Annotated in this window: 13 protein-coding genes; 5 read left to right on the forward strand and 8 right to left on the reverse strand. The window is 50.8% G+C overall.

Annotated features, from left to right (window positions below; all coding sequences use genetic code 11):
* Positions 1–9: 9 nt before the first annotated feature.
* Together AB4Z29_RS01060 and AB4Z29_RS01065 are read left to right on the forward strand one after the other, a co-directional pair.
* Positions 10–1809, forward strand: a complete 1800-nt coding sequence (locus AB4Z29_RS01060) for a sensor histidine kinase (RefSeq protein WP_441941316.1) — start codon at positions 10–12, stop codon at positions 1807–1809.
* Between the two features lie 7 nt (positions 1810–1816).
* Complete coding sequence (locus AB4Z29_RS01065) at positions 1817–3364, forward strand: response regulator (protein WP_441941317.1); 1548 nt, start codon at positions 1817–1819, stop codon at positions 3362–3364.
* A 259-nt stretch (positions 3365–3623) separates the two neighbouring features.
* Here the strand turns inward: AB4Z29_RS01065 and AB4Z29_RS01070 are convergent, their stop codons facing one another.
* Positions 3624–8252, reverse strand: a complete 4629-nt coding sequence (locus AB4Z29_RS01070; RefSeq protein WP_441941318.1) for a glycoside hydrolase family 3 C-terminal domain-containing protein — start codon at positions 8250–8252, stop codon at positions 3624–3626.
* Between the two features lie 212 nt (positions 8253–8464).
* On the opposite strand from AB4Z29_RS01070, the gene AB4Z29_RS01075 reads away from it, so the two are divergent.
* The gene (locus AB4Z29_RS01075; RefSeq protein WP_441941319.1) at positions 8465–9145 is read left to right on the forward strand and encodes an SDR family NAD(P)-dependent oxidoreductase; all 681 of its coding nucleotides are present in this window, start codon (positions 8465–8467) and stop codon (positions 9143–9145) included.
* A 210-nt stretch (positions 9146–9355) separates the two neighbouring features.
* Here the strand turns inward: AB4Z29_RS01075 and AB4Z29_RS01080 are convergent, their stop codons facing one another.
* From AB4Z29_RS01080 to AB4Z29_RS01105, 6 genes are all read right to left on the reverse strand, one after another.
* The gene (locus AB4Z29_RS01080) at positions 9356–12811 is read right to left on the reverse strand and encodes a hypothetical protein (RefSeq protein WP_441941320.1); all 3456 of its coding nucleotides are present in this window, start codon (positions 12809–12811) and stop codon (positions 9356–9358) included.
* 197 nt (positions 12812–13008) lie between these two features.
* On the reverse strand, positions 13009–15450 hold the full coding sequence (gene pheT, locus AB4Z29_RS01085; RefSeq protein ID WP_441941321.1) for a phenylalanine--tRNA ligase subunit beta: 2442 nt from the start codon (positions 15448–15450) through the stop codon (positions 13009–13011).
* A gap of 24 nt (positions 15451–15474) precedes the next feature.
* Positions 15475–16509: a phenylalanine--tRNA ligase subunit alpha gene (gene pheS, locus AB4Z29_RS01090; protein WP_441941322.1), complete on the reverse strand. Its 1035-nt coding sequence runs from the start codon at positions 16507–16509 to the stop codon at positions 15475–15477.
* Between the two features lie 423 nt (positions 16510–16932).
* On the reverse strand, positions 16933–19965 hold the full coding sequence (locus AB4Z29_RS01095; RefSeq protein WP_441941323.1) for an Npt1/Npt2 family nucleotide transporter: 3033 nt from the start codon (positions 19963–19965) through the stop codon (positions 16933–16935).
* Positions 19966–19971: 6 nt separating this feature from the next.
* Positions 19972–20469 (reverse strand): GNAT family N-acetyltransferase, encoded by a 498-nt coding sequence (locus AB4Z29_RS01100; protein ID WP_183557132.1) that lies wholly within the window; start codon positions 20467–20469, stop codon positions 19972–19974.
* A gap of 26 nt (positions 20470–20495) precedes the next feature.
* Complete coding sequence (locus AB4Z29_RS01105; protein WP_441941324.1) at positions 20496–23261, reverse strand: adenylate/guanylate cyclase domain-containing protein; 2766 nt, start codon at positions 23259–23261, stop codon at positions 20496–20498.
* 191 nt (positions 23262–23452) lie between these two features.
* On the opposite strand from AB4Z29_RS01105, the gene AB4Z29_RS01110 reads away from it, so the two are divergent.
* Together AB4Z29_RS01110 and AB4Z29_RS01115 are read left to right on the forward strand one after the other, a co-directional pair.
* Positions 23453–23839, forward strand: a complete 387-nt coding sequence (locus AB4Z29_RS01110) for a DUF4280 domain-containing protein (protein WP_441941325.1) — start codon at positions 23453–23455, stop codon at positions 23837–23839.
* Between the two features lies 1 nt (position 23840).
* Complete coding sequence (locus AB4Z29_RS01115) at positions 23841–25682, forward strand: hypothetical protein (RefSeq protein WP_441941326.1); 1842 nt, start codon at positions 23841–23843, stop codon at positions 25680–25682.
* A gap of 206 nt (positions 25683–25888) precedes the next feature.
* Here the strand turns inward: AB4Z29_RS01115 and AB4Z29_RS01120 are convergent, their stop codons facing one another.
* Entirely contained in the window at positions 25889–26047 is a 159-nt protein-coding gene (locus AB4Z29_RS01120) for a hypothetical protein (protein ID WP_441941327.1), read from the reverse strand.
* Positions 26048–26206 lie beyond the last annotated feature (159 nt).

Raw genomic sequence — 26206 nt, forward strand, 5'->3', positions numbered from 1 at the left:
GATACGTGTATGCTCTTTTTTAATATTAAAACCAAGCTGTTTCTCGTGCTGGTCCTAGTATCCATTGTGCCCATTATTGTGGTTAGCGTAAGCTCCTATCGCAGCTATACCAAGCTTGTCAATGAACAGACCTCGCTTGTCGCTTCAACAACGATCAACAACTCGGTGAAAAGCATTGAGGATATATTGCAAAATATTAATCGAATCTCGATTACGGTGCAGCAGCAGTCCTCAACCGCAACCGCTTACACTACCGTTAGCGATGAGCTCAGAAAGCTTCGCAACACGAATAACCAATACGAAATATTTATTACCCGAGCCAAGCTGAAGCTTATTTTCGAGAATATTTTGTTGGGTTATAATTACATTAATGGCATTTATCTATTTATGCCGGATGGCAAATTTATTAGCTACGGCAACGGAACAGATCTCATGGTCGATTACGTTCCTTTCGCTGACGATTGGTACAAGCAGACCATTGCAAGCAAAGGTGATCTGTTCATCGGCGAGGTTGAAACAAAGCCCTACATCATTAATGCGAAGCCTTCCATCGGCTTTTCAAGAGCGCTTTATGATCCCAATTCCAATGAGTTTCTTGGCGTATTCATGCTGGATTGCAGCATGAACATATTTGCCGGGGTGAACCGAAATCCCGCTCCAAGCATCTCCAATATTTACTTGGCGAATGAAAAAGGGAAAATATTGTTTGACGGCACCAACAGTCTCGCTGGTGAAGATCTGCCCGAAGAGCTGCTGAGCAAAACGCTTGCGATGGAGGGCACCAAGCAGCAGTTCAACGATGCAACGAGCTTAACGGTTATCCAAACGATTCCGAGCAACAACTGGAAGGTTATCGCCAACATTTCTGTCGCCAAGGTCTATGAAGAATACGGCATTTCGCAGAAGCTTATTATTTACGTTTCGGTTTCCTGTGCCGTTATCTTCCTGCTCCTTTCCTTCTTCTTGTCCAATTTAATTACCAAGCCGATCATACAGCTGACGAAGGTTATGCGCAGGAACAAAGCAGAACGTATCGTCACGATCAAAGCAGACAACAAAAGAGTGGACGAAATCGGCATACTCTACCATGAATTCGACAAAATGATGAAAGATATTGATACGCATATTCGCGAGAGCTACCAAAACAGGATCCTCACAATGGACTCGCAAATGAAAGCGCTTGAAGCTCAAATCAACTCGCATTTCCTATACAACACGCTAGAGTCCATTAACAGCATCGCCGAGATCGAAGAGGTGGAAAGCATCGTTGTCATGACGAAAGCGCTGGGCGATATGTTCAGGTACAGCATCAAAACCGATAGCGAGCTAGTAGCTGCTGCTGAGGAGATTCAGCATGTAGACAACTACATGGCGATTCAGCAAATTCGATACGGCGATAAAATCACGTTCAACAAACAAATTGACGAGCAGATCTTGCAGGTCAACATGCTGAAGCTTCTTCTGCAGCCGCTCGTTGAAAACGCCATTTACCACGGTTTAGAAAACAAACGCGGCAAAGGCAGCATCACCATTAAAGGCTATCAGCGCGAAGAAATAATCTACTTCGAAATTTGCGATGACGGAGTCGGCATGTCGCACGAACAAGTTTCAGAGCTTAGATTACTGTTATCCCAGCCTGCTGAATTCTCTGCAATCGGACAACGGTCAAGGCAAAGCATCGGCATCAAAAACGTACATTCCAGGCTTGCGCTTTATTATGGCTTGGAGAACGGCCTGACCGTCACTAGCGAGAAAAACATGGGCACCACCGTCATGATTGCCGTTCCGTCTAATTGGGAGAAGAGGTGACAACAGCATGTACTCATTCATTATCGTAGACGATGAGCCCTTGATTCGGAAGGGGCTGCTCAAAAAAATACAATCCTATGGCGAGCCGCTAGCCTTCGCTGGTGAAGCCGATAACGGCGCAGATGCTTTGGAGCTAATCGGCAGCCAGAACCCCGATATTATATTTACGGATATGCGCATGCCCGAGATGGATGGAAAGTCGTTGATGAAAACCGTCCATCAGCTCTACCCCGACAAAAAAATGATCGTGATTAGCGGACATTCGGACTTTGATTACATGAAGGAGGCGATCTCAGCTAAGGTCGTCAGCTACTTGCTTAAGCCGTTTAGCCGCGAAGAGATCCACCGCACGCTGGAGCAAGCGATCGAGGCTCTTGAGAAGGAGCAGAGCGTCAAGCAGGAGGTTGTGCTGAAGACCGCAGAGAATGAGCAGATCAGCTACCATTCCGACATTCAATCCCTGCTTAATCTTATTATCGGCATTCACCAAAGGGATAAGCTGCCCGCCTTTCAATCCGCTCGCTTGAAGGAGGCTCTAACAGCATCTGCTTTTATTCTGCTTACCGTATATGCGCCTGATTCGAATGCGCAGCATATCGATGAGCTGCAGCCGGAATATGTGTATATTCCCCATTCCCAAAGCGACAAGCTGGCTTTTATCCTTATTCCGTTACCAGCCGAGCAGCCCGATTCGGAAAAGCTTGCCTACGCCAAACGGACAGCAGAGCAGCTCATTAGCGCCGTAAGCGTGAGAAAAGGCAGCGAGGGCTGCGTGGGCATCAGCAATGTATTCCACGATATCAGCATGCTTCGACAAGCCCATCACGAAACCATCACCGCGCTTGATCAGCGGTCGATTGCCGATTTCGGCCGCTGCTACATGTACGAAAAGCAAGGCGAATGGCCTGACGTTATGCTTTGGGAAAGAACCCATGAGCTGTTATTTCTGGTGGAGTCGGGCAAGAGCCTAAAAGTTAAGGAGCTCGTCCTCGACTTTTTCGCCTTTTATATCCGTCAGCCTGCCGTCTCTCTCGCCCAGCTGAAGGAGCAAAGCAGGGATATGATACAAGAGGTCAAAAAGATGCTGTCCGTTTACTTGCAGACGCATGCCGACGGCTCCCCCTCTTCAAGCCTGGAATCCGTGCTGAACATCTCCTTTGACCTGGATTCCATCCGCGAGTATTTGCTCACAGTCTTGATGAGCACCGCCGACCTCTTGAAGGAAAGCTCCGTCTATGCATCAGAGAATGTGATCGACAATATTAAAACCTACATCCACAAAAATTTTACGAAGGATCTAACCCTTGAAAAAATATCATCGCTCTTTTATCTCAATCCAAGCTATCTCAGTTTCTTGTTCAAAGAAAAAACAACGCATAATTTCACCGATTATATTAACCAGCTTCGGATCGAGCATGCAAAAACGCTGCTTAAAAACTCCGATGACAAGGTTTATAAAGTAGCCAAGCAGCTTGGCTTCGACAATCCGAAATACTTCTTCCGGGTATTCAAAAAAATCACTGGCGCGACACCCGAGGAATTCAGAAAAAGCTGATCATCAAGTGTAAACGGCTGAAGCCGTTTTTTCTATAGACGGCATGGTTTCGGCGAAACGAATAGAGAAGGGATGAGCAAACTCATATCCTCTCCTATACGTCAAGAAGAAACGGCTTCACTGTCCTCTGCAAGAGAAAGGTGTCCGTTTCTCCTAGAAACAGAAGACTACTTTATCGCTTGAAACATATAAAGTCTTATATTTGCAGCAAAAACAGCCTGCCCTCAAATGAGGAGCAGGCTGTTTTCTCTTTACAAAATTACGGGATCAAATTCACGATAGTGCCTTGTGTACGGAGGGCAACAGCAGCAAGCTCCGCACGGGTAATGGTGCTTGCAGGCAGCAATTGCTGCGCAGGCGTCCCTTTGAAAATGCCGTATTTGATAGCAATAGCCATTGCGCTACGGTTCTCTTTGGAAATGCTTGATGCGTCCTTATAGCTTTGGAGCAGCTTGCTGACCTCTGCATCGCTCAGCGCAATGTCAACGCCTGCATGCTTAAGGGCATTAGCAAGCACAGCAGCCATTCCTTCGCGCGACATGGGCGTATCGGATGCCAGAGTTGAATAATCTACCAGCTTAAGCTGGCCCGCCGCTCTCACAACCGCATCATACCATTTCGTATCGGAAGTGCTTGTAATTGGAGCTATGCCGAGCACGTTCAGCGCAACCATTAGCGTTTGCGCTTTCGTGGTAGGAGCGCTCGGTTGCATCGTCGAAGTCGTCACGCCATTGATCAGCAGCAGGCTATTCGCCTTCGCGATTTCACTGGCGTACCAAGCACTTGCAGCCACGTCGGTGAACTCGCGTTCCGAAGAAATGGCTACATATGTGCCGCTCTTAGAAACGAGCGCTTTAATAACGGTCTTCCCGCTCGCATCCGTCGTCAGCTTGCCAGGCACCGGTGTCAGCGTACCGTCATCCGCAACCAAAGCGAGCGCCGTCACCTTTTTGCCGGCTTCTTTCTCTACCGTAACGGTCGCTGTTGCATAGGAACCGCTCAGTTGATTGACTTTGATGCTTACCGGCGCTGAAGCTACCGTAACGCCGTCTGCTTTAACATTGTTCACTTTCGCTATATCCGCGGCGCTCGCGGGCGTAACCTGCACGGCAGGCGTCGAAGTGACCGGGGCGCCTCCTCCGCCATTTGTTGGAGCCGCTTCAATCGCAAGCGTCAGCTTGTTGCTGTCCGTCACATTGCCGTTAAACGCAGCCGCTTTTGCAAGGATGCTGATCGAAGCAGCTTTCGCTGTGCCATTGAGCTGAAGCGCTGCTTCCGTGCCTGATTCATTTACTTGAACCGAAGCCAGCGTAAGTCCGCTTAATGCTGGGTCAAAGCTCCAGTTATCGATGTTTGAAGCCTCATTCGCAAACGGAGCGCTGTCGCTTTTAATTACAATAATCGGATTTACTTGTCCTGCTGTGAGCTGGCTGGCTGTGCTCACAGCGGCTTCGCTCTCGAATGCCAAGCTGTCGATACGTAGGTCAGCCGATTTGAATACAACATACAAATGATGCTCGCCTTTCAAGCTTGTGTTGCTCAAATCTGAATGAACGTCAACATAACCAAGCTCCGTTACCGGAACCGCTGCATTTGCAATCGTGTAGGATCGAGGCTGTGTGGTCGGAACCTCAATCATAGCGATCGGCGCGCTGCTTGGCGAGTCCGCATGCAAAGTGATAATCCCGCCTGCAGCATCGGATGCAACGGATGCGCTCACACGCAATGCACCTGTCATATCTACATTAGGAATGGCAACGTATGAGCCATTTTGTTTGGATCTAACCGCATAATAGCCGCCTACGACATTTTTCGCTTTCAGGTTTTGTGCCGTACGCTCTTTGGACACCTCGTGATAGATGACCTCATTCGTGACAAATGAATGGTCAAACACATTAAACGGCTCATAAACCTTCAGAGTTGCCACATCGTCGCCATTGATTTGAATCGTCTTCTCGCCGTGGATATCTTGGGAGGAAGACCCTACCAGCAATGAATAAGCGCCTTTTTCTACAACGAAGCTATTTTGGTTCACATCCCAAATGCCAAAGTCGCTTGCGTCAACCGTCAAAGTAACGGTACGGCTCTCTCCGGCAGCCAAATGAACTTTCTCAAAGCCGACAAGCTGCTGCTTGGGAGCAGCATCGCCATAGGCGGATTGCTTGTTTTTAATATAAAGCTGCACGACTTCAGAAGTATCCACGCTGCCTTCGTTTTTCACTTTAACGGAAACGGTAAACGTGTCATCTCCATTTGCGCTCACAGGAGCAGCGAAATCGCTGTATGAGAACGAACTGTAAGAAAGACCGAATCCAAATGGATACGTAACCTGCGCATCTGTGTACATATAGGTAAGCTTGGACTCGATTGGGTCAGCATTCGTCATGTCAAGCGTAAACCGCGGATCAATCGTTGCAAGCGAAGCGGTTTTATTGCCTTCTGGAACGACATATTTATTAATGGCCGGGAATGCTGACATATCGGCATACCAGGAAGAGGTTAAACGGCCTGTTGGCGCATAGTCGCCGTATAATACTTGGGCCAGCGCTTGCGAATCATATTGGCCGCCATAAGGCTGGTATACGATAGCCGCAACATTCGGATTGTTTTGAATTTCTTCCACGCCTACAGGGAAGCTGCTTTTAACAACAACAATTGACTTTTTGCCTTTTGCCGCGAAAGCAGCCGATACCTTATCAACCAGCTCATAATCGGCATCGCCCATGTACAGGCTCGAGCGATCATTGCCTTCGCCCGCGCTATGACGCGGAACTGCGCCGACGAATACGACAGCATAATCGTCAATCGCTGCACGTGCAACCGTATCTTCGCCAACTTCCTTCACTATGGTTTCCTTGAATTTCACGTCTGCGCTGCGAACCGCTGCGTTCGCAGCGTTGCCCAGTACCGCTGACGCTGCCTTCAGCTTAGCATCCGCGCCTGCCGTAACGAAACGGCCATTCGAGTAATACCAGTTCGTGAAGTCGCCGGAGAAGCCGCTTCTGTATCCGTTCGCTACAAGGGAGATCGTCTGGTCCGCGTTATTTTCTATGCGAAGCCTTGGCGGAATCGCACTCGTATTGCCAAGCATCGCCGCAAGATCCCAGTCATTATCAGTCAGGTTCAATCTTGTAGCATCCGTATTGCCTACAACCGCATTGTTTGCAGTCGGAGATGTCACCCAGCGATTGTTTTTGAGCGAGAGCAAGCTGGACCCTTCCTGACCCCAATCGAATACCTCGAACAATTGGGCTGTATCAGCTGGATTCACCGGATCAGCCGTCGTAATAAGCTGAGCTCCGCTTGCAATAACAGCCGGGTCGTATACATTCGCCGTAACCGTCTGATTAGTGCCCATAGCTGTAAGAGCTATGACTTTGCCTGCTGGATCATACGAGACGTGGTTCGCGCCATTCGCATTAATGATCGCCAGCAGCGGCGAGATTCCCGATTGCGGAAGCGTAGGCGTCGTGCCTACCGAATAAGTCGTTTTGAATCTGGCATCCGCGTAAACACCGGAGATGGCCGCATTTTTATTTTTCGCGAGCGGCAGCACGCCGTCATTTTTGAGCAAAACAATGCTTTCTTGTGCTGCTTGGAGCGCAACTTCCTGATGCTCCGGCAAGCTATAGGTTGCAGCCGCAGCCGTACGCACGTCCTTAGCATCTTGGGCAAATGGATAAAACTTCGGAATACCGTTCTCATCCACCTCGTTAAAAATGCCCACACGCACCATTTGGTTCACATGCGATCTTGCAGCCTTGATCAGATCATCGGCAGTTATGCCGTACTCGCCCTTGTTCACGAGCGCAACAAGATCAGGAACATCCGCAGGCGTCGTCCCTGACGGACGGCCGGCATTCGCTTCAGCGAGCGCCATAAGTACAGTCGCATGCGTGCGATCAACAGCATAGTTGGCATCATAGCCGTTGCTAAGGTTGCCGGAGCTCGAAACATGAGCGTCGCCATTAAAGTCAGGCGAGCTGTAAGCCCCGTATTTGGAGAAATCATTTGCATGAAGCTGTAGCGGCGAAAGTATATTAGGAATACCGTTCGTACGTCCAAATGATGTCATAACGCCCGCAATTGCGCCAGATTCCAACCCTTTGAGCGGACTGCGCGTCTGGTACTCGAACATAGCTCTTGCCCCAGCGCTGTTGTTCGCACTCTCGCGGAACCACTGCGCATTATATACCGAATAATGTTTAGTGCCGACAGCTGCACGCATCCAGAAGCCGTCTTCGCTGGCTGGCTGGTCAATACCGCTTAGTCCAGATGCCATCTCGTCGATAAGTGTCCCTGCCATATACGGATCCTCGGAGTAGCCTTCATCAAATCGCCCACTCAATGGGTTGATCCGCATATCGCTGACGACCGTAAAGGCAACAGTCGCAGATGCATTGGCGCCGCCATGAATATTCGACTCACCTTGTTTTACCTTGAGCAAACTGATTTTTTCATTTCCCATCACCTTGCCAATATCCGCAAGCAGCTCCTTATTCCAGGTTTGTCCCATTCCGACCAGTGCAGGAAAGTCGGTTGATACGCCTTGAACGTTATCCGCAGCAGCCAATGCACCAGGAATAACTTTTCCGGCATTGGCTCCTTGGGTGAGCGTGTAATGATTGCGTGAGCCTGTCACATAGACCGCCGGACCCTCCAGGCCCGTATAATCGAAATAAGTATCCACATAAGCGTCCAAGTGTTCCGGATTGCCGTCAAACAACGGCATCCCGTTGAAGACCCCTCCGACTTGTGTTTTAAAAACAATGTTCTCCGCCGCATAGACAGGTGTTCCGGCATTTGCTGACACACTGGTCACGAGGACTCCGGCAAGCACCATCGACAACATCTTTTTTCCCCATTTTCGTTGAATCGTTTGATTCATTCTTCCGCACCCTTTCTCCCGTCAATTTGAAACCGCTTTCATATTTGTCCCATGCTTATTATACAATTGCAAAGAGTACACTTTGTTTTTACCTTTTGGTGCAATAATTTTAGATTCGAGCAATGCCTCACATTAAGGTCATGATTGCTCTTTCCCTGCAGCTTCACCTCTGATAAGATATTCACAAATGAACAGCGAATGGAGGAATGGTGATGGGCAACCTACACAATCGAGTCGCCATCATTAGCGGAGCTGGAAGCGGGCTGGGGCGCGCTGCATCGATTTCTTTTGCAGCCGCGGGCGCGGAGGTCGTATTGTTGGGAAGGCGCTTATCCAAATTAGAAGAGACGGCAGCACTCGTTAAGGCGAAGTCTCAGAAGGAAGCGCTCATTTTGCAAACGGATGTTGCGGAGGAGCAGCAAGTTCAGGATACCATCGCAGCTGTCATCGAACATTTCGGACGCATCGATATTCTGCTGAACAACGCTGCAGTATTTGAATCCGGCACTGTGCTCGAGCTTACCTCCGAAGAATGGCAAAACCAAATCGCGACAAACCTAACGGGTCCCTTTTTGTTGACGAAAGCCGCACTGCCAGCTATGCGCAAAGCAAAATACGGGCGCATTATCAATATAACCTCGGGACTATCATGGAGCGGCGCTGGCGGCTATGCCGCTTACAGCGCAGCCAAGGCTGGATTAGAATCTTTGACGCGCACGCTCGCAGGCGAGGAGCATGAGCACGGTATTCTAGCCAACCTCTATAATCCAGGGACGCTGCGCTCAGAAATGCATGCGACAGGCAAAGATCCCGCCATCGTAACGCCTGACCTGATTCGGTTAGCGAGCTTGCCAGTTGGCGGACCAACAGGCACAATCGTTTCATATGGTTAATGGAGCTTTTCTTGATTCATGGAGGAGTTGTCCCAGAAGGTAACCCCGAGTCGTCCAATCCCATAACATGCGCAAAAAACCTTCAGCACCACTATAAAAGTGGTGCTGAAGGTTTTTTAACCGTATATAGATTAACAAATGGAAACTGAAAGCTCCAAAAATGCCTTTTAAGATAGCCCGGTTGCAATGCAACGTTACTTACTCGGGCAGCTAGCTATGCTCAATGAGCTCAATCCACTCATTATATTCCGTCTGCAGCTTCGAATACTCGTTTTTCAGCTTATGGTGCTGCTCCTGCAAGTCGGCATGATCTTCTGCGAGCTTCTCAGCAGAGCGGGTTGCTTCATCCCGTTCAAAGGAGAGTGACTCCAGTGCGCTGGCTGCCGCTTCACGCTCTCTGGCAAGCTTCAGGGCATGCTCGCTTAGCTCCTCTTTGAGCTCAGTGGCTGCTGCAGCCTCTTGCATGGCCAGCTCAAGCCGCTCACGCATGGCTTTCTCCTCCGCTTCACGCGATAGCTTCTCGCGCGCAAGCCGGTCCGCTTCAGCTGCAGCCAGCTCCGCGAATTGCTGCTGATCTTGCAATTGGCTGCTAAGCTCACGTTCGCGGGCCGAAGCTGCTTCAAGCTGCTGTGCAGCAATCCGCTCTCTGGCAGCCGTCCACTCAAGCTGCTCGGTAAGTTCCTGCTCTCTAAGCTGCAGCTGCTCCAACTCCGTTTTCATCGATTGCTCCACATGGGCTGCGGAAGCTGCGATTTGCTCAATTTGGTCCAACTGCGCCTGCAGCTTCTGAAGCATTCTCTCGTAATCATGCTGCTGCTGCAGAAGAAGCTCCTCTTGGTTTGCTGCCAACTGCTTAAGATGCTCGTCATGCTCAGACTCCATTTGAACAATGCGATCCTGCTGCTCTTGTACCAGCAAGGCCCGCTCTTCTTCCTGCTTAGCAGCAAGGGCAATGTATCGTTCCTCATATTGGTCAACCAGCTGCTCGGAGCGGGCTGACTGCTGTGCTGCGTAAGCTTTGGCCTTCTGCTCGTACTCGTCAGCCAGCTGCTTGTTCTGCTCCTCATGCTCGCGAATAAGCTGTTTAACATGTTCCTCGTGCTGCATTGCTTGCTCCAGAAGCTGCTCTTCATATTGATTGGCAAGCTCCTTTTGCTTACCTGCGAACTCGGCACTCTTCTGCCCTAGCTGCTCCTCATGCTCGCGAGCAAGCTGTTTAACCTGCTCCTCTTGCTGCATCGTTTGCTCCAGAAGCTGGTCTTCATATTGATTGGCAAGCTGCTTGTACTGGCCTTCAAGCTCGGCACTTTTCTGCCCTAGCTGCTCCTCATGCTCGCGAGCAAGCTGCTTAACCTGCTCCTCTTGCTGCATCACTTGCTCCAGAAGCTGCTCTTCATATTGATTGGCAAGCTGCTTATTCTGATCTTCAAACTCAGCGCTCTTCTGCCTCAACTGCTCGTCATGCTCGCGAGCAAGCAGCTTAACCTGCTCCTCGTGCTGCATCGCTTGCTCCAGAAGCTGTTCTTCCAGCTGTTGGGCCAGCTTGCTGCCTTGCTCGGCATGATCGGCATCCTTCTGCAGAAGCTGACTTTCAAATGCAAGAGTTAGCTGTTTGCGCTGTTCCTCGTTTTGCATTTCTTGCTCCAGCAACTGCTCCTCGTAGCGATTAACAAGCTGATTCTGCTTCGTTTCATGCTCTTCTGCCATTGAGGCAAGGCGAGCGTCGCGCTCTGCAGCAAGCTGATCATAACGCTCGCTGTTCTCCGCGGACAGCTGCTTGAACAGCTCATCATTTTCTGCCTCGACGATTCTAAGCTGCTCCTCGTGTTCCAAGCGCAGCGTTCTTGCCTGCTCGCGCTTCTCTTCCTCCACCCCAGCAAGCTGGTGTTCATGCTCTGCTTGCAGCTGGTCGCGCTGATTCTCAAGCTCGGTGCGCAGCAGAGTTCGCTGTTCTTCCCTTTGCACCTGCTCGCCAAGCGCCTTCTCCTCAAGCTCAAGCTGCAGCTGCAGCACTTGCTCCTCAAGCCGTTTTTGCAGTTCTTCGAGCTGCGCCAGCTCTTGTCCTTGCTGCTGCTCGCGCTCCAGAGCATCCTTCAGACGCTGCTGCAAGTCCGAGGCCCGCTTATCCGCAGCCGAGACATGGCTGCGTTCATGGACAAGCTTCTGTTCAAGCTCTTGGATCTGAGCAGCCGCCCCAGTAAGGCTTTCGCGCAGTTCTTCAACCTGCAAGGCATTCTCTGCAAACTCGCTTTGAATAAGCTGCAATTCGGTTTCTTTATCACCTAATCGGATCTCCAGCTCCGCGTATGAGGTTCGGGACGCTTCTTCCTGCTCCATCGCCTGAACGAGCTGCTCCTCTGCCTCCGATATGCGCGCTCCGAGCGTATCCTTGTCTGCCGTCCAACCTTGCTGGAGCTCTGCAATCTGCGTCTGCAGCCTGCTTCGCTCCTCCAGCCAGCCGTTTCTGCGGCGCTCCAGGTCTGCGCGGAATGCCTGCTCCGCTTTTGCTGCTTCAGCTTTCCAAGCCTGCTCCCGCTCCTCGCTGAGACGTGCCAGCTCCAATTGCGATGATTCCGCATGAGCAAGCCAGCTTAACTCCCGCTCATCCCACTTGGATTGCCAGCCCTCCGCAAGCTCGGCGAGCAGCTGCTCCTTCTCGCCGATTGCCGCGTGCAGCGCTGCTTCATGCGCTGTTGTCAACGTACTTAGCTGCTCGTCTTTTTCCTCACGCAGCACCCTCAGCTCATTATCCTTCCTGCTTTCAAGCTCTGAAAGCTGGATGTCCTTCTCCAGCTCAAGCTCCTGCTGCAAGCTTGCTTTCGCTTCCCTCAGCTCATAAATTTCAGCTTCCGTTACCCTTTTCAGCGCAGCAAGCTCAGCTTCTCGCTGACCTTGAAGCTCCTCTAGCTCTAATTCCTTCATGGTTTGCAGCTCTGAGAGTTCCGACTCTTTCTGACTTTGCAGCTCTGCTAACTCCGTCTCCTTCTGGCTTTGCAATGCGGCAAGCTCCAGCTGAAGATGGCTTTTCTGCCTCGCAAGCTCCGCATCCTTCGTGCTTCGCAACTCTGACAGCTGCGCCTCCAGCGTCCGTTTTAGCTCATGCAGCTCGGAATCCTTTTTAGACTGGATCTGGGCCAGCTGCTCGTCCTTCTTCGTCCGCAGCTCGGCCAGCTGTTCCGCATGCTCTTGTGTCAGAAATGCAAGGGCAGCCTCCTGCTGCTCCATCGCCTCGGCGGCAGCGGCTTTCTCCGCGGCAGCCTGCTCCGTTGCCAGCGCCAGCATTTCGGCCAGCTCGGCCTCCGCCGCGTCCTTCGCTTGCTGCAGCTGCTCGCTTGCCATGCGCTTCGTCTCTGCAAGCTCCGCCTTCAGCGCCTCGGCCTGCTCGCTGATCTGCTCCAGCTCTCTAATGAGCAGATTCAGCTTCGCTTCCTCCTCCAGAAGCCGAACGTTATCACGACGAAGCCGGAACACTTCCTCCGTAATTTGAACCGCGGAGAGCACCGCAAGCTTTGGCATATCGAGGCGTGGATAACCTTTTGCCAGCTTCTTCATGCTCTCGTCTATCGCTGTTGCAACTCTCTTCATATATTCCACATTGGAATGACCTTTTAATTTATATTGAACTCCATATATATCAACCGTAACTACCGTTTGTTCAGCATCCATTAAGGCGAATCCTCCTATTGTCCAAGTAGAGCAAGCATAGACGTCTTTCGTCCAGATAAAGGAGCTGCTTTCTTTTCGCGGTGAATGAAAGGCATAAATCGACCTGCATCGTGCGTTATGCCTCATGTTCAAAAGGAAAAAAGCCGCATCATTAGCTCACTAGGAACTATTTCGATGCGGCTTTAAAGGTTTCCTGCCTACTTGCGCAATTCAGCAGCAAAAGATTGTTCTAATTGTAAAACGACCTTGCCATGCAGCTCTGTTACCTCTTCATCGGTCAGCGTGCGCTCGCCATGACGGTAAACGAGGGACAGCGCTACGCTTTTCTTGCCTGCGCCAAGCTTCTCTCCCGTGAATACGTCAAAGATTCGAGCCGACTCCAGCAATTCGCCGGCAATATCCCATGCGACGCCTGTCAGCTTGGCAGCGGCTACCTCATGATCCACCACGACTGCAATATCACGCTGCATTGACGGATAACGAGGAAGCACCTTATAAGCAATCGCGGAATCTGCTAGATCGTAAACAAGATCAAGTCCGATTTCGAGCACGTAGGTGTCAGCTAGATCAGCTTCCAGTTGAAGGGCTGGATGCAATTGACCCACATAGCCGATAACCTCGTTGCCTTTCGGCGTATGAAGAACGACGGCTGCCGTTCTGCCTGGATGGAAATGCTCCGGCTGCGCCGCCTCATAAGATACGCTTGCCGTTAAGCCAAGCACTGCAAATACCGTCTCAAGGATGCCTTTTGCATCATAGAAGTCTACCTGAGCAGCCTTTGCGTTCCACTGCGCGTCCGAGCGATTGCCTGTAAGCAATGCTGCAAAACGGTGCTTCTCCTGCGGCAAACGCGTAAGCTGCGCTTCATCGGTATGGAATACGCTGCCGATTTCAAACAACAATGCGGATTCATTTTTGCGATTGCGATTATAAGCGGCTGTTTCCAGCAGCTGTGCAATCAGCGTCGTACGCAGTACGCTCCGGTCTTCGCTCATTGGCATTGCGAGCTTTACAGGTTGAGCTTGCTCAGCAAGTGCTGGGAAGAGCCTCGTACGCTCAGGTCCCGTGAAGGAATAGCTGACCACCTCATGCATTCCCGCATCCGATAGGCGCTTGCGCAGCTCGCGGCGGATCGCCTGCGGCTTCGTCAAAGAGCCAGGCACCACATCGCCGTGAATCAAGGTTGTCGGAATTTCATCATAGCCGTGGAGACGAGCGACTTCCTCGATGAGGTCAACCGCACGTGTAATATCGCCTCGGCGCGATGGCACGTTCACGGTAAATACATTGCTGTCAGACAGCTCATACTCAAAGTGCAAACGCCCGAATATGGTTTGTACCTCTAGGCGGGATAGTTCCGTTCCAAGGTAGCCATTGATTTTGTCCAGCGATACCGCTACTTTGGCTGGCTTCGCTTCCGCTGACGCAGCCTCTACGATTCCTTCTGTGACTAATCCTTGCGCGAGCTCAGCGATAAGCGCCGCGGCACGATCCAGCGCCGGAATAACGCGTGCAGGGTCAACCTCTTTCTCGAAGCGGATGCTTGACTCCGAACGAAGGCCGAGCTGACGCGATGTTTTGCGTACCGTACCGCCGTCGAACTTCGCCGATTCCAGCAATATATTAACCGTTTCGCCCGTTACCTCCGTGCTAGCTCCGCCCATCACGCCTGCCAGGGCAATCGGCTGTGCTCCGTCAGTAATTACGAGCATATGAGGCTCAAGCTTGCGCTCCTGATCATCCAACGTTACCAAGGTTTCTCCCGATTTCGCAAGCCGGACATCAATACGGCCGCCTGGCAAACGATCCGCATCGAATGCATGCAGCGGCTGGCCATATTCGAGCATCACGAAGTTGGTCACATCCACGACGTTATTGATAGGACGAACGCCTGCAGCCATCAAACGGTTCTGCAGCCATAGCGGCGAAGCCGCAATCTTAACGCCTTTAATGTAACGTGCGGAATAGTGCGAGCATTGCTCTGGCGCACTGATGCTCACCGATACCAAGCTGTCCGTACGTACTGTCGTATGATTAATATTTGCGCTCGGAAGGCGAACCTCTCGGCCAGTCAATGCACCAATCTCATAGGCTACGCCCAGCATGCTAAGGCAGTCCGAGCGATTAGGCGTCAGATCAAGCTCAAGCACCTCATCGTTAATGCCAAGCACATCGCCGATAGGCGTTCCGATTTTGGCCGATTCCGGCAGGACGAGAATGCCCTCCTGCTGCTCCTTCGGCAGAAGCTTCTCATTCAAGCCGAGCTCCTTTGCCGAGCAGATCATGCCTTGCGACTCTACGCCGCGCAGCTTAGCGCGCTTAATCTTGAAATCGCCTGGCAGAACCGCTCCGATAACGGCAACAGGAACGAGCTGGCCTGCATCAACGTTTTTGGCGCCGCATACGATCTGCAGCTCCTCGCCTGTGCCCACATCCACCTTGCACACGTTCAATTTATCGGCATCCGGGTGCTTTTCCTTCGATTTCACATAGCCGACAACAACGCCGTTTACGCCTTTATTGCGGGATTCGACAACGTCGATTTCGATGCCGCCGCGTGTCATTTTCTCCGCCAGCTCCTGCCCTGTGAAGCCGGACAGGTCGATATATTCGTTTAACCATTTATAGGATACGTTCATCTGTTATCATCCTTTCTCTCTTTGCTACATTCTTGCGAATTGACTTAAGAACCTCAGGTCGTTCGTATAGAAATGACGAATATCGTCAATGCCGTATTTCAATAGAGCGATACGCTCAACCCCCATGCCGAATGCAAAGCCGCTAACCTCTTCTGGATCATAGCCGCCCATCTCAAGCACGCGCGGGTGAACCATGCCGCAGCCAAGAATTTCAAGCCAGCCCGTTTGCTTGCACATCCGGCAGCCTTTGCCGCCGCATTGCACGCAGGTAACGTCAACCTCGGCGCTAGGCTCCGTGAATGGGAAGAAGCTTGGACGGAGCCTGATTTGCGCTTGCGAGCCAAACATTTGCTGCACGAATTGCAGCAGCGTACCCTTCAAATCGCTCATCCGGATGTTTTTGCCGATGACGAGTCCTTCGATTTGGTTGAACTGGAACGAATGCGTTGCATCGTCGTCATCGCGGCGGTATACCTTGCCTGGGCAAATAACCTTAACCGGCGTCTGGCCGTTCATCGCCTTCATCGTGCGAACCTGTACCGGTGATGTATGGGTACGCATCAGAATGTCGTCGGTCACGTAGAAGGAATCCTGCATATCGCGAGCCGGGTGGTTCTTAGGCAGGTTTAACGCTTCGAAATTATAATAATCCTCTTCAACCTCTGGTCCTTCGGCTATCGTGTAGCCTAGGCCGATAAATACATCCTCAATCTCCTGCGCCACTTTATTAAGCGGATGCACGGAGCCTGTCGGCAGCTGCTTGCCAGGAAGGGTAACATCAAGGGTTTCAGCCAACAAGCGGTTATTGGTTTCGGCTTGCTGGAACGCTTCCTGCTTCTCGTCAATAACCGTTTCGATCGCAGCGCGAACATCGTTCGCTACCTGGCCGATAACCGGGCGCTCTTCAGCGCTCAATCCGCCCATCCCCCGCAATATTTCAGTCAATGCGCCTTTTTTGCCCAAATACTTTACGCGCAAATCATTAAGCTGCTGCGGAGTGTTCACTTGCTGAAGCTCCTGAAGCGCTTCGACGCGCAATCCTTCCAATCTGTCCTTCATTATTCTTCGCCTCCATGTCTTTATTCCTATTTCTTGACACAAAAAAAGGCCCTCTCTCCCTGAAGGGACGAAAGAACCGTGGTACCACCCTAATTCGGACAACGCTCACGCCATTGCCATTAACCTTTTTCGGTTAACGCTTGACTGCTCTAGCGGATTGTTATCCCTTAGCCCCATAACGGCGGGAACCGGACACTCCCTACTCGCGCCGTGCGGCAAGCCGCTTGTGGCGTTTCAGGCGTCTGCTCCGGAGTGAATCTTCGGCAGCCTGTTTCCGTAAGACGCTCTCAATCAACGGCGTCTTCTCCCTGTGCGAAAGTACTGCTTACTCTTCTCCATCATTGCTTTGCTGCGAATATGAAACAATAATCTATATTATATGCAATCTGACGAATGCTTGCAACCGCAAAGCATGCTTTCCTGCTATGAATCAATTCGCATCATCATTTCTTCAAGCAGCCTTATGCGGGCAAACGATGCGCGAAGCAAGCCGATTCCGATCTCCGGATACAGCCGTATGAGCCGAGAAACGTTCTCGCCGAGCAGCTTCAGCACCTTGACGTCGCCGAGCAAGGACTGCGCCGTTACGGTCGAAGCCGTATTGTCGAGCGCAGATGTTACGCCGCACACGTCGCCAGTGCCCAGTACGCCGATCGTTCCTTCCCAGCCGGCTGCCGAGATGCTCGTAAGCTCAATATTGCCGTCAACGATGACGTACATGGCCGGATTAGGCTCCCCTCGCTCCAGCAGGTTTTCTCCGTCCAGGCAAATATGCTCCTCCGCAATATTAGCGATCAAGCCAAGCTCCTCCAGCGACAGATCAGCGAAATAAGGAACCTGCCGAAGAAAGATAACCTTATTCAAGCGGCTCATCATCTGCTGTTCGCTTCCCACTTGTGTTTCCTCCTCTACTAAAGCCGCAGCGGCAATCTCCCGCCACCAATCATCATTGCCTTGCTTTGCATTCTCCAATTGCGTGATTGCATCGGAATCCGAATCGACGGCTATTCCTTCTTCCCCGCGCTCAAGGACGGTGAGCAGGTACTGGGAAAGTCGCCGTTCGCCCATACCTTCCGCCAATACCTCCCACGCATTGCTGCGGATTTCTTCATCCTCATCGGCTGCGGCACGCCTAATAGCATCGACGACCTGCTCGTCCGCAAGCTTCGTCAATACAGCCCATACCCCTTCAATAATAAAGGTGCGAACCTCGCGCCAGCGCCGCAGGGCGAGCTCCGCAAGCTCGGATTGACCGAGTCGCTGAAGCGAAGCGGAATAACCTAAGGCCGCTTCCAGCTCGCCAAGTCGCTTTAGCGCCTCATCGGTAAGCACCGTACGAACCTGATCATCCGGCAGCAGCATTGAGAGAGCAGACATCGCTGAATTCCAGTGCTTCGGCGGGGAGTCCGGCAAGCTGTCGAGCAGCGGCCGAACCGCGCCATTCCCCATAGCGATAAAGCTCTGCGTCGCCGTTCTCAGCATTTCCTGGTCCATCAGCGGCAGCTTCTCAAGCAGCATCGGAATAATCGTAACGACCTGCAGCCGTCCAAGACAATCAATTGCCGCTACCCTGGCAGCAGGGTGGGCCTCTTCGGCTAGCCGTTCGACCTTAGGGATGAAGCTTCTAATTTCCAGCTCCGCAATGACACGGCAAATATAAACAGACGATTCTCCGCCTTCATCCAAAATACGGTCAATCACCTCGGCGCATGCTTCAATGCTTGGGGCATTATTAAAGGAATACATCGCTTTGACTGCTTCCGCGACAACGCTCGGATGGTTATCGAGCAGCTTTTGGCGCAGGAAGAAAAACGCCTGATGCTCCATATGCTTCATCCTGCCGATTTGCCTGACGCCCTCTGCGCGCATCTCGTCGTCTGGATCCTCAAGAAATGCCGCAACCTTGACCATTGCATGCAGGTCGGCACTCTCCAAATTCATAGCCCTTACCGCAGCGACCCTAATACGCGGATTCGGATTGTCGATAAGCTCCAGCAATTCAGGAACGTCATTCGGGTTTTGCAGCCTTGCCAAAATCTGCAACGCAATCTCTTTCGCTGAATCAGCCGGCAGCTTTAGCATCTTTTTAACCTCGGCAATCGCTGCATCGTTCCGGCCGAATTCATCGAATTGCTCGGCCAAATCCTGCTCGCCGATCGTTTGCACGCTGCTCACAAGCTCGCGCATATAAAACCTTCTGCCGAACCACGCCAGCACGAAAAGCAGTACTGCGCCCGCGAATCCAACAAAGGACAGCACCGTCCAGGATAAGCCGAAGCCCGAATGCAGAAACTGAAGCCCCGCCCCGATCATGATGCCGGCTGATGCCGCAATTCCTTGGGCTGCATAACGATAGCTGTCGCGCTGCGCAAGCGGAAGCGTCTTGAAGAACAGCTGGTACGAAGGCTCTGCAGAGTAATACAAAAGCAAATATAGCAGCATGTAGCCGACCGATATAATCGGCAAAGCCGCCGTGCCGCCTACGAAGAACAAAGCAGCCGCAAAGGAGAGCACGTATACGCCGGAAATGGCCGTAAGCATCTGGCTCGCGCCAAGCCGTGCCATCAGTTTTCCGGATACGATTTGCAGCAGGAACGCAAGCACGAACAATACCATCGTAATCATTCCGAAGAAGCGGCTAAAGGCCTGCTCGCTTGGGAAAGACAGCTTGGTTACATTCAGAAACTCGTATTCCATGAGGAAATACAGCGCCGGCATGAGCGTCATCAGCAGGATGACAGTCAGCAGAAAAGGAGACCTGAGCGCGTGCTTGAACACGGCGGTTGTTGAGACATGCTCCTCTTCCTGCGCATTAGCCTCCATTTTAATGGATAGGGGAACCAAATAACGAGTGATAACTTTACGGTAATTAGGCATAGCTGCAAGCAGCAGCAGCCCTCCCGCTGCATAAACGACTTCAGGTCCAAAAGCTAAACTAATGAGCTGAGCGAGCAAGCCAGCTGCTACTCCGCCAAGCGTGGCGGAGCCTACGAACACTGGCATCAGCCGCTTCGCCTGCTGCGTGGAGCATAAGTCTACAGCAAGGCTCCATAGCAGCAGCGTCTGCTGCCGGACAACGAAGCTCGAAGCGATGAACAGAACCGGATAGTAGGCTCTTGCTTCCAGCCCCAAACCTTGCAGCACTAGCAGAATTGTGGCATTCAACAGCACGATGCCGAGCAAAATGCCATACAATACCCGCATCAGCTTTGGTTTGGGCAGCTTTGCCGCCAGCCATGACAGCAACCATGCCTCTAGCGGCAAAATAACCGCTTCCGCTGCGTAGACATAGGGCAAGTATTCGCTTCCGAACCGTTGATTGAAAAGTGTCATAAACCCGTTGTAATTGAGCATCTCGGATATGCCGCAAATAAAAAAAACAGGCGCCATCATAAGCAGCTTACGCTGATCTTCAGGACGGGCGCCGATTGCACGCAATATTCTTTCTATGTTCATTTCCCTTTAAACCAGCTTTCGATGATAGATTAACCGGTCTTCCCCTTCGTAGTAATAATCCGGGCATCTGCCGACTAGTGTAAATCCGCTTTTCTCAAAAACCTGACGAATCCGGTTATACTCCGGCAAATCGCATGTATAAGTGACCAAATATCTGGCTTGCTTCGCTTTCAAAAAATCATACATTTGCTCCATCAGCATCGCTGCGACGCCTACCTTGCGGTAATCATGATGGACGACCATATAATCCCAGCTATAGCCGCCTGTTTTTTGCTCGTTTTCCGCGACGCAGTTAATTCCGATAATATTGCCGTCCTCGTCCTCTGCATACCAGAAATAGATTTCTTCTTTTAAAGCTCGGTAAGGAAGCTCATGGAAATGGACCAACTCGCCTGGCGTATAGCGTGTATCGTCAAAGGAATGATCCGATAATAAAAAGTGCACGATTTTCTCTGCTTCTTCTGCCGTAGATAAGCGATTTAATCGAATTTGTCCCACAAGCATATGCCCGCCTCCCTTGTATGTTGGAATTATACAGCCAGCGTTCCATTCCAGCCCTCTGTCGAGCCTTTTTGGTAATATTCATCGCAAAGGTAGAAATACAGCTTTGCAGCTTTGTCGAAACGGTTGATTTTGATAACCTCGATAAAGGTTTCCCTTGCGTCGAAGAAACGGCCCTCCTGGCAAAGCATAATGCCCTTCTCGAACATTGTTTTCGTCCGGTCCTTCAAGCCCCGCTCCATATCTGAATCGCCCTCGTACACATCGATCAGCTCAATCGGCTCATCCTTGCCCTCGATCCGAACTCGCCCAAGCTGACGGAAACGGAAGCGCTCAGGCGCGCGCAGCTGCTCGAAGAAAGTGCGCGTTACGAGAATCGATGCTCCCATCGTATCCGACATTCGCTCCAGCGTTGCCGTAATGTTAACATCATCCGAAATCACGTTGCCCTCCATGCGCTGCTCCTCGCCCACGATGCCGAGCATCAGCGGTCCCTTGTGAATCGCCATGCCAAGGTCCACGGTAGCGTAGCCGGAAGCCTTCAAGCTCTCGTTATACGATACAAGTTCTCTGCGAATGGATACTGCCGCACGCAGGGCGTCCTCATTGCGGGCTGGGAAAAGCGCCATGAAGCCTGCTCCCAGATACTTGCTTATGAGACCTTCCTCCGTCCGCACGAATGGACTGAAACGCTTGAGGAACGCATTCATGAAATCAAAATTTTGTTTAGGGGACAGCTGCTTGGACAACTGGTGGAATGAGCGGATGTTCGCCACCATAACGGTCATATTCTGCTGTACCTGATCGCCAAGATGGATATCCGTGATGCCTTTTTTGCCAAGGTATTTGAAAATCTGCTGCGGTACGAACCGGTGCGACGCCTCGCTAAAGGATGTAATATCCTTAATGTAAGTCCGGATATGGACGGCCATTCTGTTAAACTGCTCACCAAGATCACCGACCTCATCCTGCGAGCGTATATTCACCCTTACATCCCAATTTCCGTTCGCCATTTCCATCACGCTTTTGCGAAGCTTACGGAGCGACGACAGCAGGTAATAGGTAACCGCGAGGACCAGTATGATCAACGCCACACTTATCAATCCAATATTCCGCATAATGCTCTTATAAATGGTTTGATTGGATTGATATAGGACATTGACATCGCGGCCTGTTTCATAGACACCTACGATCTTGTTCGAAGAATCATAGATCGGTCCGATCGCATAGAGCCACTTTCCTGTCGCGTCCTCCCAGCGATCCGTCACGACCTCGCCGTTCTCTACGACAAGCCGGTTCAGCTCGTTTATGGGAAAAGGCTTATACATGTTAACGCCGTCATCATCGTCCATAATGATGAAAATTTCACCATTCTCATATCTGTAAAGCGTGCTGTACAGACCTTTGCGGTTGGCAGGATCCTCGCTTTCGAACAAGAAATTCATCTTGCTTCGAATCGTTTGATAGTCCTTGCTCATATAGTCATTGGGCGATGTCAAACGGTTTAACTGGTCGCCATTAATTATATTTTGTCCGTTACGCGCAAGCAGCGAAAGCTGCTTCTGCATCTCGTCCTCCATTTTGCTGGAGAAGCTGTTGTAAATAAAATTCGATAATAGGATCATTGCGACAATCAGAATAGGTACGATAGCGAAAACTTGCTTGAAAAACAAAGAAATTCTGCGATTTAGCACGTACACGTAGAACAGCCTGAACAGAAAAATCAAGATGATGAGCAGCGCCGCGGCGCCTAGCCATGTCACCCAGCCTTTCACTATTGTGCTTCGATCATAGGTTAGCTTCATTAATACCTGTGCTGGACTCTTATCCCCGCTAATCGTAACCTTGCTGTCACCCAGTATTAGCTCCATGCGTCCCGCAGCATCAAGCGTTAAATCCATGATGTCGAGGCTTTCTGCGCTTGGTGCCAAAGCGCTTAATGCAGCTTCGTCGATGACCGTAATCAAATCACTGGAGTCCGAAGCATTCATGCTTGAAACCGCATTTACGAGGCGGTCAATGAAATAGAGCCGCCCATTATCTCCGAGCAGCAGTCCTTCGGGAAAGTTTTTGCGCGTGCGGTCCATTCCCTCAAGCGGGTATGACATTTCACTAGTGCCGTCCGCCTTCACATTAAATATGGCCCCGCGCTTCGTAGAATAATAGATTTGCCCTGCTTCATAACCGACAATCTCCGATAAATAGCGATCTGCCGGCAGCTCGAATGCCAGCGTCTGCTCAGGCTTGCCTCCAGCTGCGGACAATCGATTCAATGTGACGCTTGTGTCTTCGTTTATGTAGAAGTAAATACTGTCGCCGGCAACCTGAAGTCCTTTGATCAGACCGACACGCTTGTTCGTTCCACTCCCCTTATAGGTATAAAGGAGCTTTCCCTTCGTATCGCCAGGCGTATAGCTAACGATTCTTTCCTCTTGGACATAGAGACCGTAGCCATCCAATATCGTGTCTAGAACATAAATAGTGCCATCGGCAGCCACCGCAATTTCCGTAAAATCATGCCTGCTTCCATCACTGGAGTCCTGCCTTACCAGCTCTTCAATAGAGCCCTCGCTGCTCATCCTTACAATTTCTTGACGGGAATCGCCAATAACAATGGTGCTCCCTTCTGGTCCTGCAGCTACTTTCGATAAATAAGTAAGTGGTTTTTCTGTTGTGTACGGGGGAGTTTGGAAGTGATCGGCATTCGGATAAAGCCAAAAGCCGAGACCGATTGCCATAAGTAACAGCAGAGCTATTCCCAACGTGGACCTTCGCATGCGCACCATCGCTTTCATCTTGCAAAATTCTTCTATTTCCATAGTACTACAAGTTTAGCCGTTTCGCATCAGTATACTTGTTATAATTCATCGAATGTTAGCTATTTTAGTAGGTTTTTGTTGATGGTCCTATTGGCTTATAGTACTATTAAAATAGTAGAACACAGGAGGGGCCAGCTAATGAATGCCCACTCACGGAAAGGAAATTTATGGGACAACTTGTATGCGGCGGAGCTACGATGCAATGCTCCTTCGGAGCAGCTCCAGGAACGTTTAACGTGCTGCCTGCCAACCTTGTTCTGACGGCTATGCCGATCGCGAACATCATGGATAACAAGCCAATGGTTAATATCATGCCTTTTGGCGTATGCAACTCAATGGCCAACCCGATGGTGGCAGCCGCTACGGCTGCGGCACTCGGAGCACTCACGCCCCAACCTTGCATTCCAGTCACTGCCGCTCCATGGGCTCCGGGCTCCCCGACCGTGCTGGTCGCGAATATGCCCGCGCTCAATCAAACTTCGAAATGCATGTGTAACTGGGGAGGCGTCATTCAGTTCATCAATCCCGGACAGATGACGATACAGGTGCCATGATATGATTGAGCAAATATTAAATCCCATTATAAAGCCGATTAAACGGAAGATCATCGCCCCTCTGAAACGCGCCAAGACGCTACCGAAGCGTGCGCTTGCCGTAATCCGCAAATGGCTGGTTACCGCCATATTCGGACCGCTGCGCTCGCTTAACAATTATTTGCGGGTTGGCAGTTATTTCATTGCTAAGAAGCTCATTGCACTCGTATTGATTATTACGCTTTTCATCGTTTATTTTGGCTTTATTAGTCCGCCGGCGTTTATTAACAAATGGTTCGGGCGTACGCCGCAGCTCGAAGCAAGCGCCGCAGTCGACAAAGGCTTCACGGGACCAGCCTCTATCATGGACGCCGATGGCAATCTGCTCTTCAAAGGACAGCTTGAGAATGGGCAATATACCGGTAACGGCAAGCTGTTTTTTCCTGACGGCAAGCTCCGCTATCAAGGTGACTTTGCTAAAGGAATGATGGAAGGCGCTGGTGAGCTCTATAGCGCTGAAGGCATTCTGCTTTACCGCGGAGCGTTCGCAGCAGACCAATACAGCGGTGCAGGAACACTCTTTTATCCCGATGGAAAGCCTAAGTACGAGGGACAATTTCTAGCAGGCGCCTATGAAGGCGCAGGTACCGCCTTCGCCGCCGATGGCAGCATGATCTATGCAGGCGCTTTTGCGAAAGGCGTATTTAGCGGGGACGGCAAGCTTTATAGCGGCAAAGATAAATTGCTTTATGAGGGCCAGTTTAACAATGGCATCTACGAGGGCGCTGGCAAACAATTTGACGGCAATGGCGTGTTATTGTATGAAGGAAACTTTCTTGCCGGTAAACTCTCAGGCCCGGCCAAACAATATTTTCCATCCGGCTTTGTGCAGTACGACGGCGCTTTCCTTCTAGGCAGCTACCATGGTGCTGGCAGTCTGTTTAATGAAACCGGTTCAGCCGTTTATGTAGGTTCTTTTGCGAATGGCGTGCAGAATGGCAGCGGACAAGCGTTCAATGCCGCCGGAGGCGTTGTTTATGACGGCAAGTTCGTAAATGGCAAATACGAAGGCGTAGGTACGCTCTTCGACGCGGACGGCGCGCCGCTGTACAAAGGCTTTTTCCGGCAAGGCAACCTCTATGCAGAAGGCTTTATGAGCCTCTCGCTCGTGAAGCTGCAAGAAACGTTAGGAGCGCCTGATGCGCCAGTCCTTCCGCTTGAGGAGGAACCGCTCGAAGATGGAACCGTTATAGAAGGTACTTTGCCGGACGATGCCAGCGATGCGGACGGATCGGTGATCTCGCCGTTGCCGTCTGCTACGTCTACCGCAACGGATCAGGGAGCTATTCAGCCATCTGCAACGCCAACCGCAACGGATCAAGGAGCAATTCAGCCATCCGCAACGCCAGAGGCGAGTGCTGTACCTTCTTCATCGCCGACTCCGAACAATGAGGTCCAGACGTTATCCGCTTCAAACGAAACTGTCACGATTGCAGATATCGCCACAATGACGGACGCTCCTGCATCAGATAGTGTACCACCTATTGAAGGAGAAATAGGCGAAGAGGTTATTTTACCTCAAACCCTAACCTTTAGCGCGATGCAGCTATCCTTTGTTCTTGAAGTTGATGTGGACAATCCTGAAGCCTTTTATGTCCAGAGGCTTACGACATGGAATCCGGTCATCATGGAGCAAACTTACAGCCGCTTGCTGGCAGCCAAGACTGTATCAGTCAAGGAGCAGCTGGAAAATGGACGGACAAACCTTATTTTCAAATCAGGCAACACGCTGCTTACTTTTTTAATGAACAAGAACAAGCCCGTACGGCTTGAAATGTCATCCATCCTAACGGAATCCGAATAAAAAAGGCAGGCTGAGAACGAACTCTCAGCCTGCCTTTTTCTGTTCATAGACCTTATTTGAATGCTGCCTAATTTCTTATTAGATTACTTATCGTCGCGAGAGGTTGCTTTGTACTTCATTCCTTGACTATCATAAGCGATCCATTCACCAACGGGCTCACCCTTGTCGAAATAACCTGAACGCTTTATCGTTCCATTGAGTCGATACTATTCCCAATATCCGTCCGGTTGATCATCCATCAATTTCCCTTTAGACCACATCGTTTTTCCATTAGCATGGTAGTTAATCGTGTAGTCGTTAATTACGTCAACGTTTTTTTGTTTAACAGCGCTTTTTGGTGTCAAGTCGCATTTCTCGTTTTCCATGACATGCCTCCGAGAATCAGATTTTGCATTCATATTATCACATCACATAGGCAGTAAAAAAGCATTCTCTGATACTATCGAACTACGTGTTTCAAACACAAGGCAGCTGACGGTACCAATCGGCTGCTTTTTCCTTGAAGAAATAGGAAGAGAAATGAA

The organism is Paenibacillus sp. 2TAB23 (assembly GCF_052115165.1).
Classification (GTDB): Bacteria; Bacillota; Bacilli; order Paenibacillales; family Paenibacillaceae; genus Pristimantibacillus.

What these genes read in the sequence shown, in the direction of transcription:
- AB4Z29_RS01105 (WP_441941324.1), bottom strand. Translation starts at nt 23,261, where the DNA reads ATGAAAGCGATGGTGCGCATGCGAAGGTCCACGTTGGGAATAGCTCTG.
- AB4Z29_RS01080 (WP_441941320.1), bottom strand. Translation starts at nt 12,811, where the DNA reads ATGGATGCTGAACAAACGGTAGTTACGGTTGATATATATGGAGTTCAA.
- AB4Z29_RS01095 (WP_441941323.1), bottom strand. Translation starts at nt 19,965, where the DNA reads ATGAACATAGAAAGAATATTGCGTGCAATCGGCGCCCGTCCTGAAGAT.
- pheT (WP_441941321.1), bottom strand. Translation starts at nt 15,450, where the DNA reads ATGAACGTATCCTATAAATGGTTAAACGAATATATCGACCTGTCCGGC.
- pheS (WP_441941322.1), bottom strand. Translation starts at nt 16,509, where the DNA reads ATGAAGGACAGATTGGAAGGATTGCGCGTCGAAGCGCTTCAGGAGCTT.
- AB4Z29_RS01075 (WP_441941319.1), top strand. Translation starts at nt 8,465, where the DNA reads ATGGGCAACCTACACAATCGAGTCGCCATCATTAGCGGAGCTGGAAGC.
- AB4Z29_RS01060 (WP_441941316.1), top strand. Translation starts at nt 10, where the DNA reads ATGCTCTTTTTTAATATTAAAACCAAGCTGTTTCTCGTGCTGGTCCTA.
- AB4Z29_RS01070 (WP_441941318.1), bottom strand. Translation starts at nt 8,252, where the DNA reads ATGAATCAAACGATTCAACGAAAATGGGGAAAAAAGATGTTGTCGATG.
- AB4Z29_RS01100 (WP_183557132.1), bottom strand. Translation starts at nt 20,469, where the DNA reads ATGCTTGTGGGACAAATTCGATTAAATCGCTTATCTACGGCAGAAGAA.
- AB4Z29_RS01115 (WP_441941326.1), top strand. Translation starts at nt 23,841, where the DNA reads ATGATTGAGCAAATATTAAATCCCATTATAAAGCCGATTAAACGGAAG.
- AB4Z29_RS01065 (WP_441941317.1), top strand. Translation starts at nt 1,817, where the DNA reads ATGTACTCATTCATTATCGTAGACGATGAGCCCTTGATTCGGAAGGGG.
- AB4Z29_RS01120 (WP_441941327.1), bottom strand. Translation starts at nt 26,047, where the DNA reads ATGGAAAACGAGAAATGCGACTTGACACCAAAAAGCGCTGTTAAACAA.
- AB4Z29_RS01110 (WP_441941325.1), top strand. Translation starts at nt 23,453, where the DNA reads ATGGGACAACTTGTATGCGGCGGAGCTACGATGCAATGCTCCTTCGGA.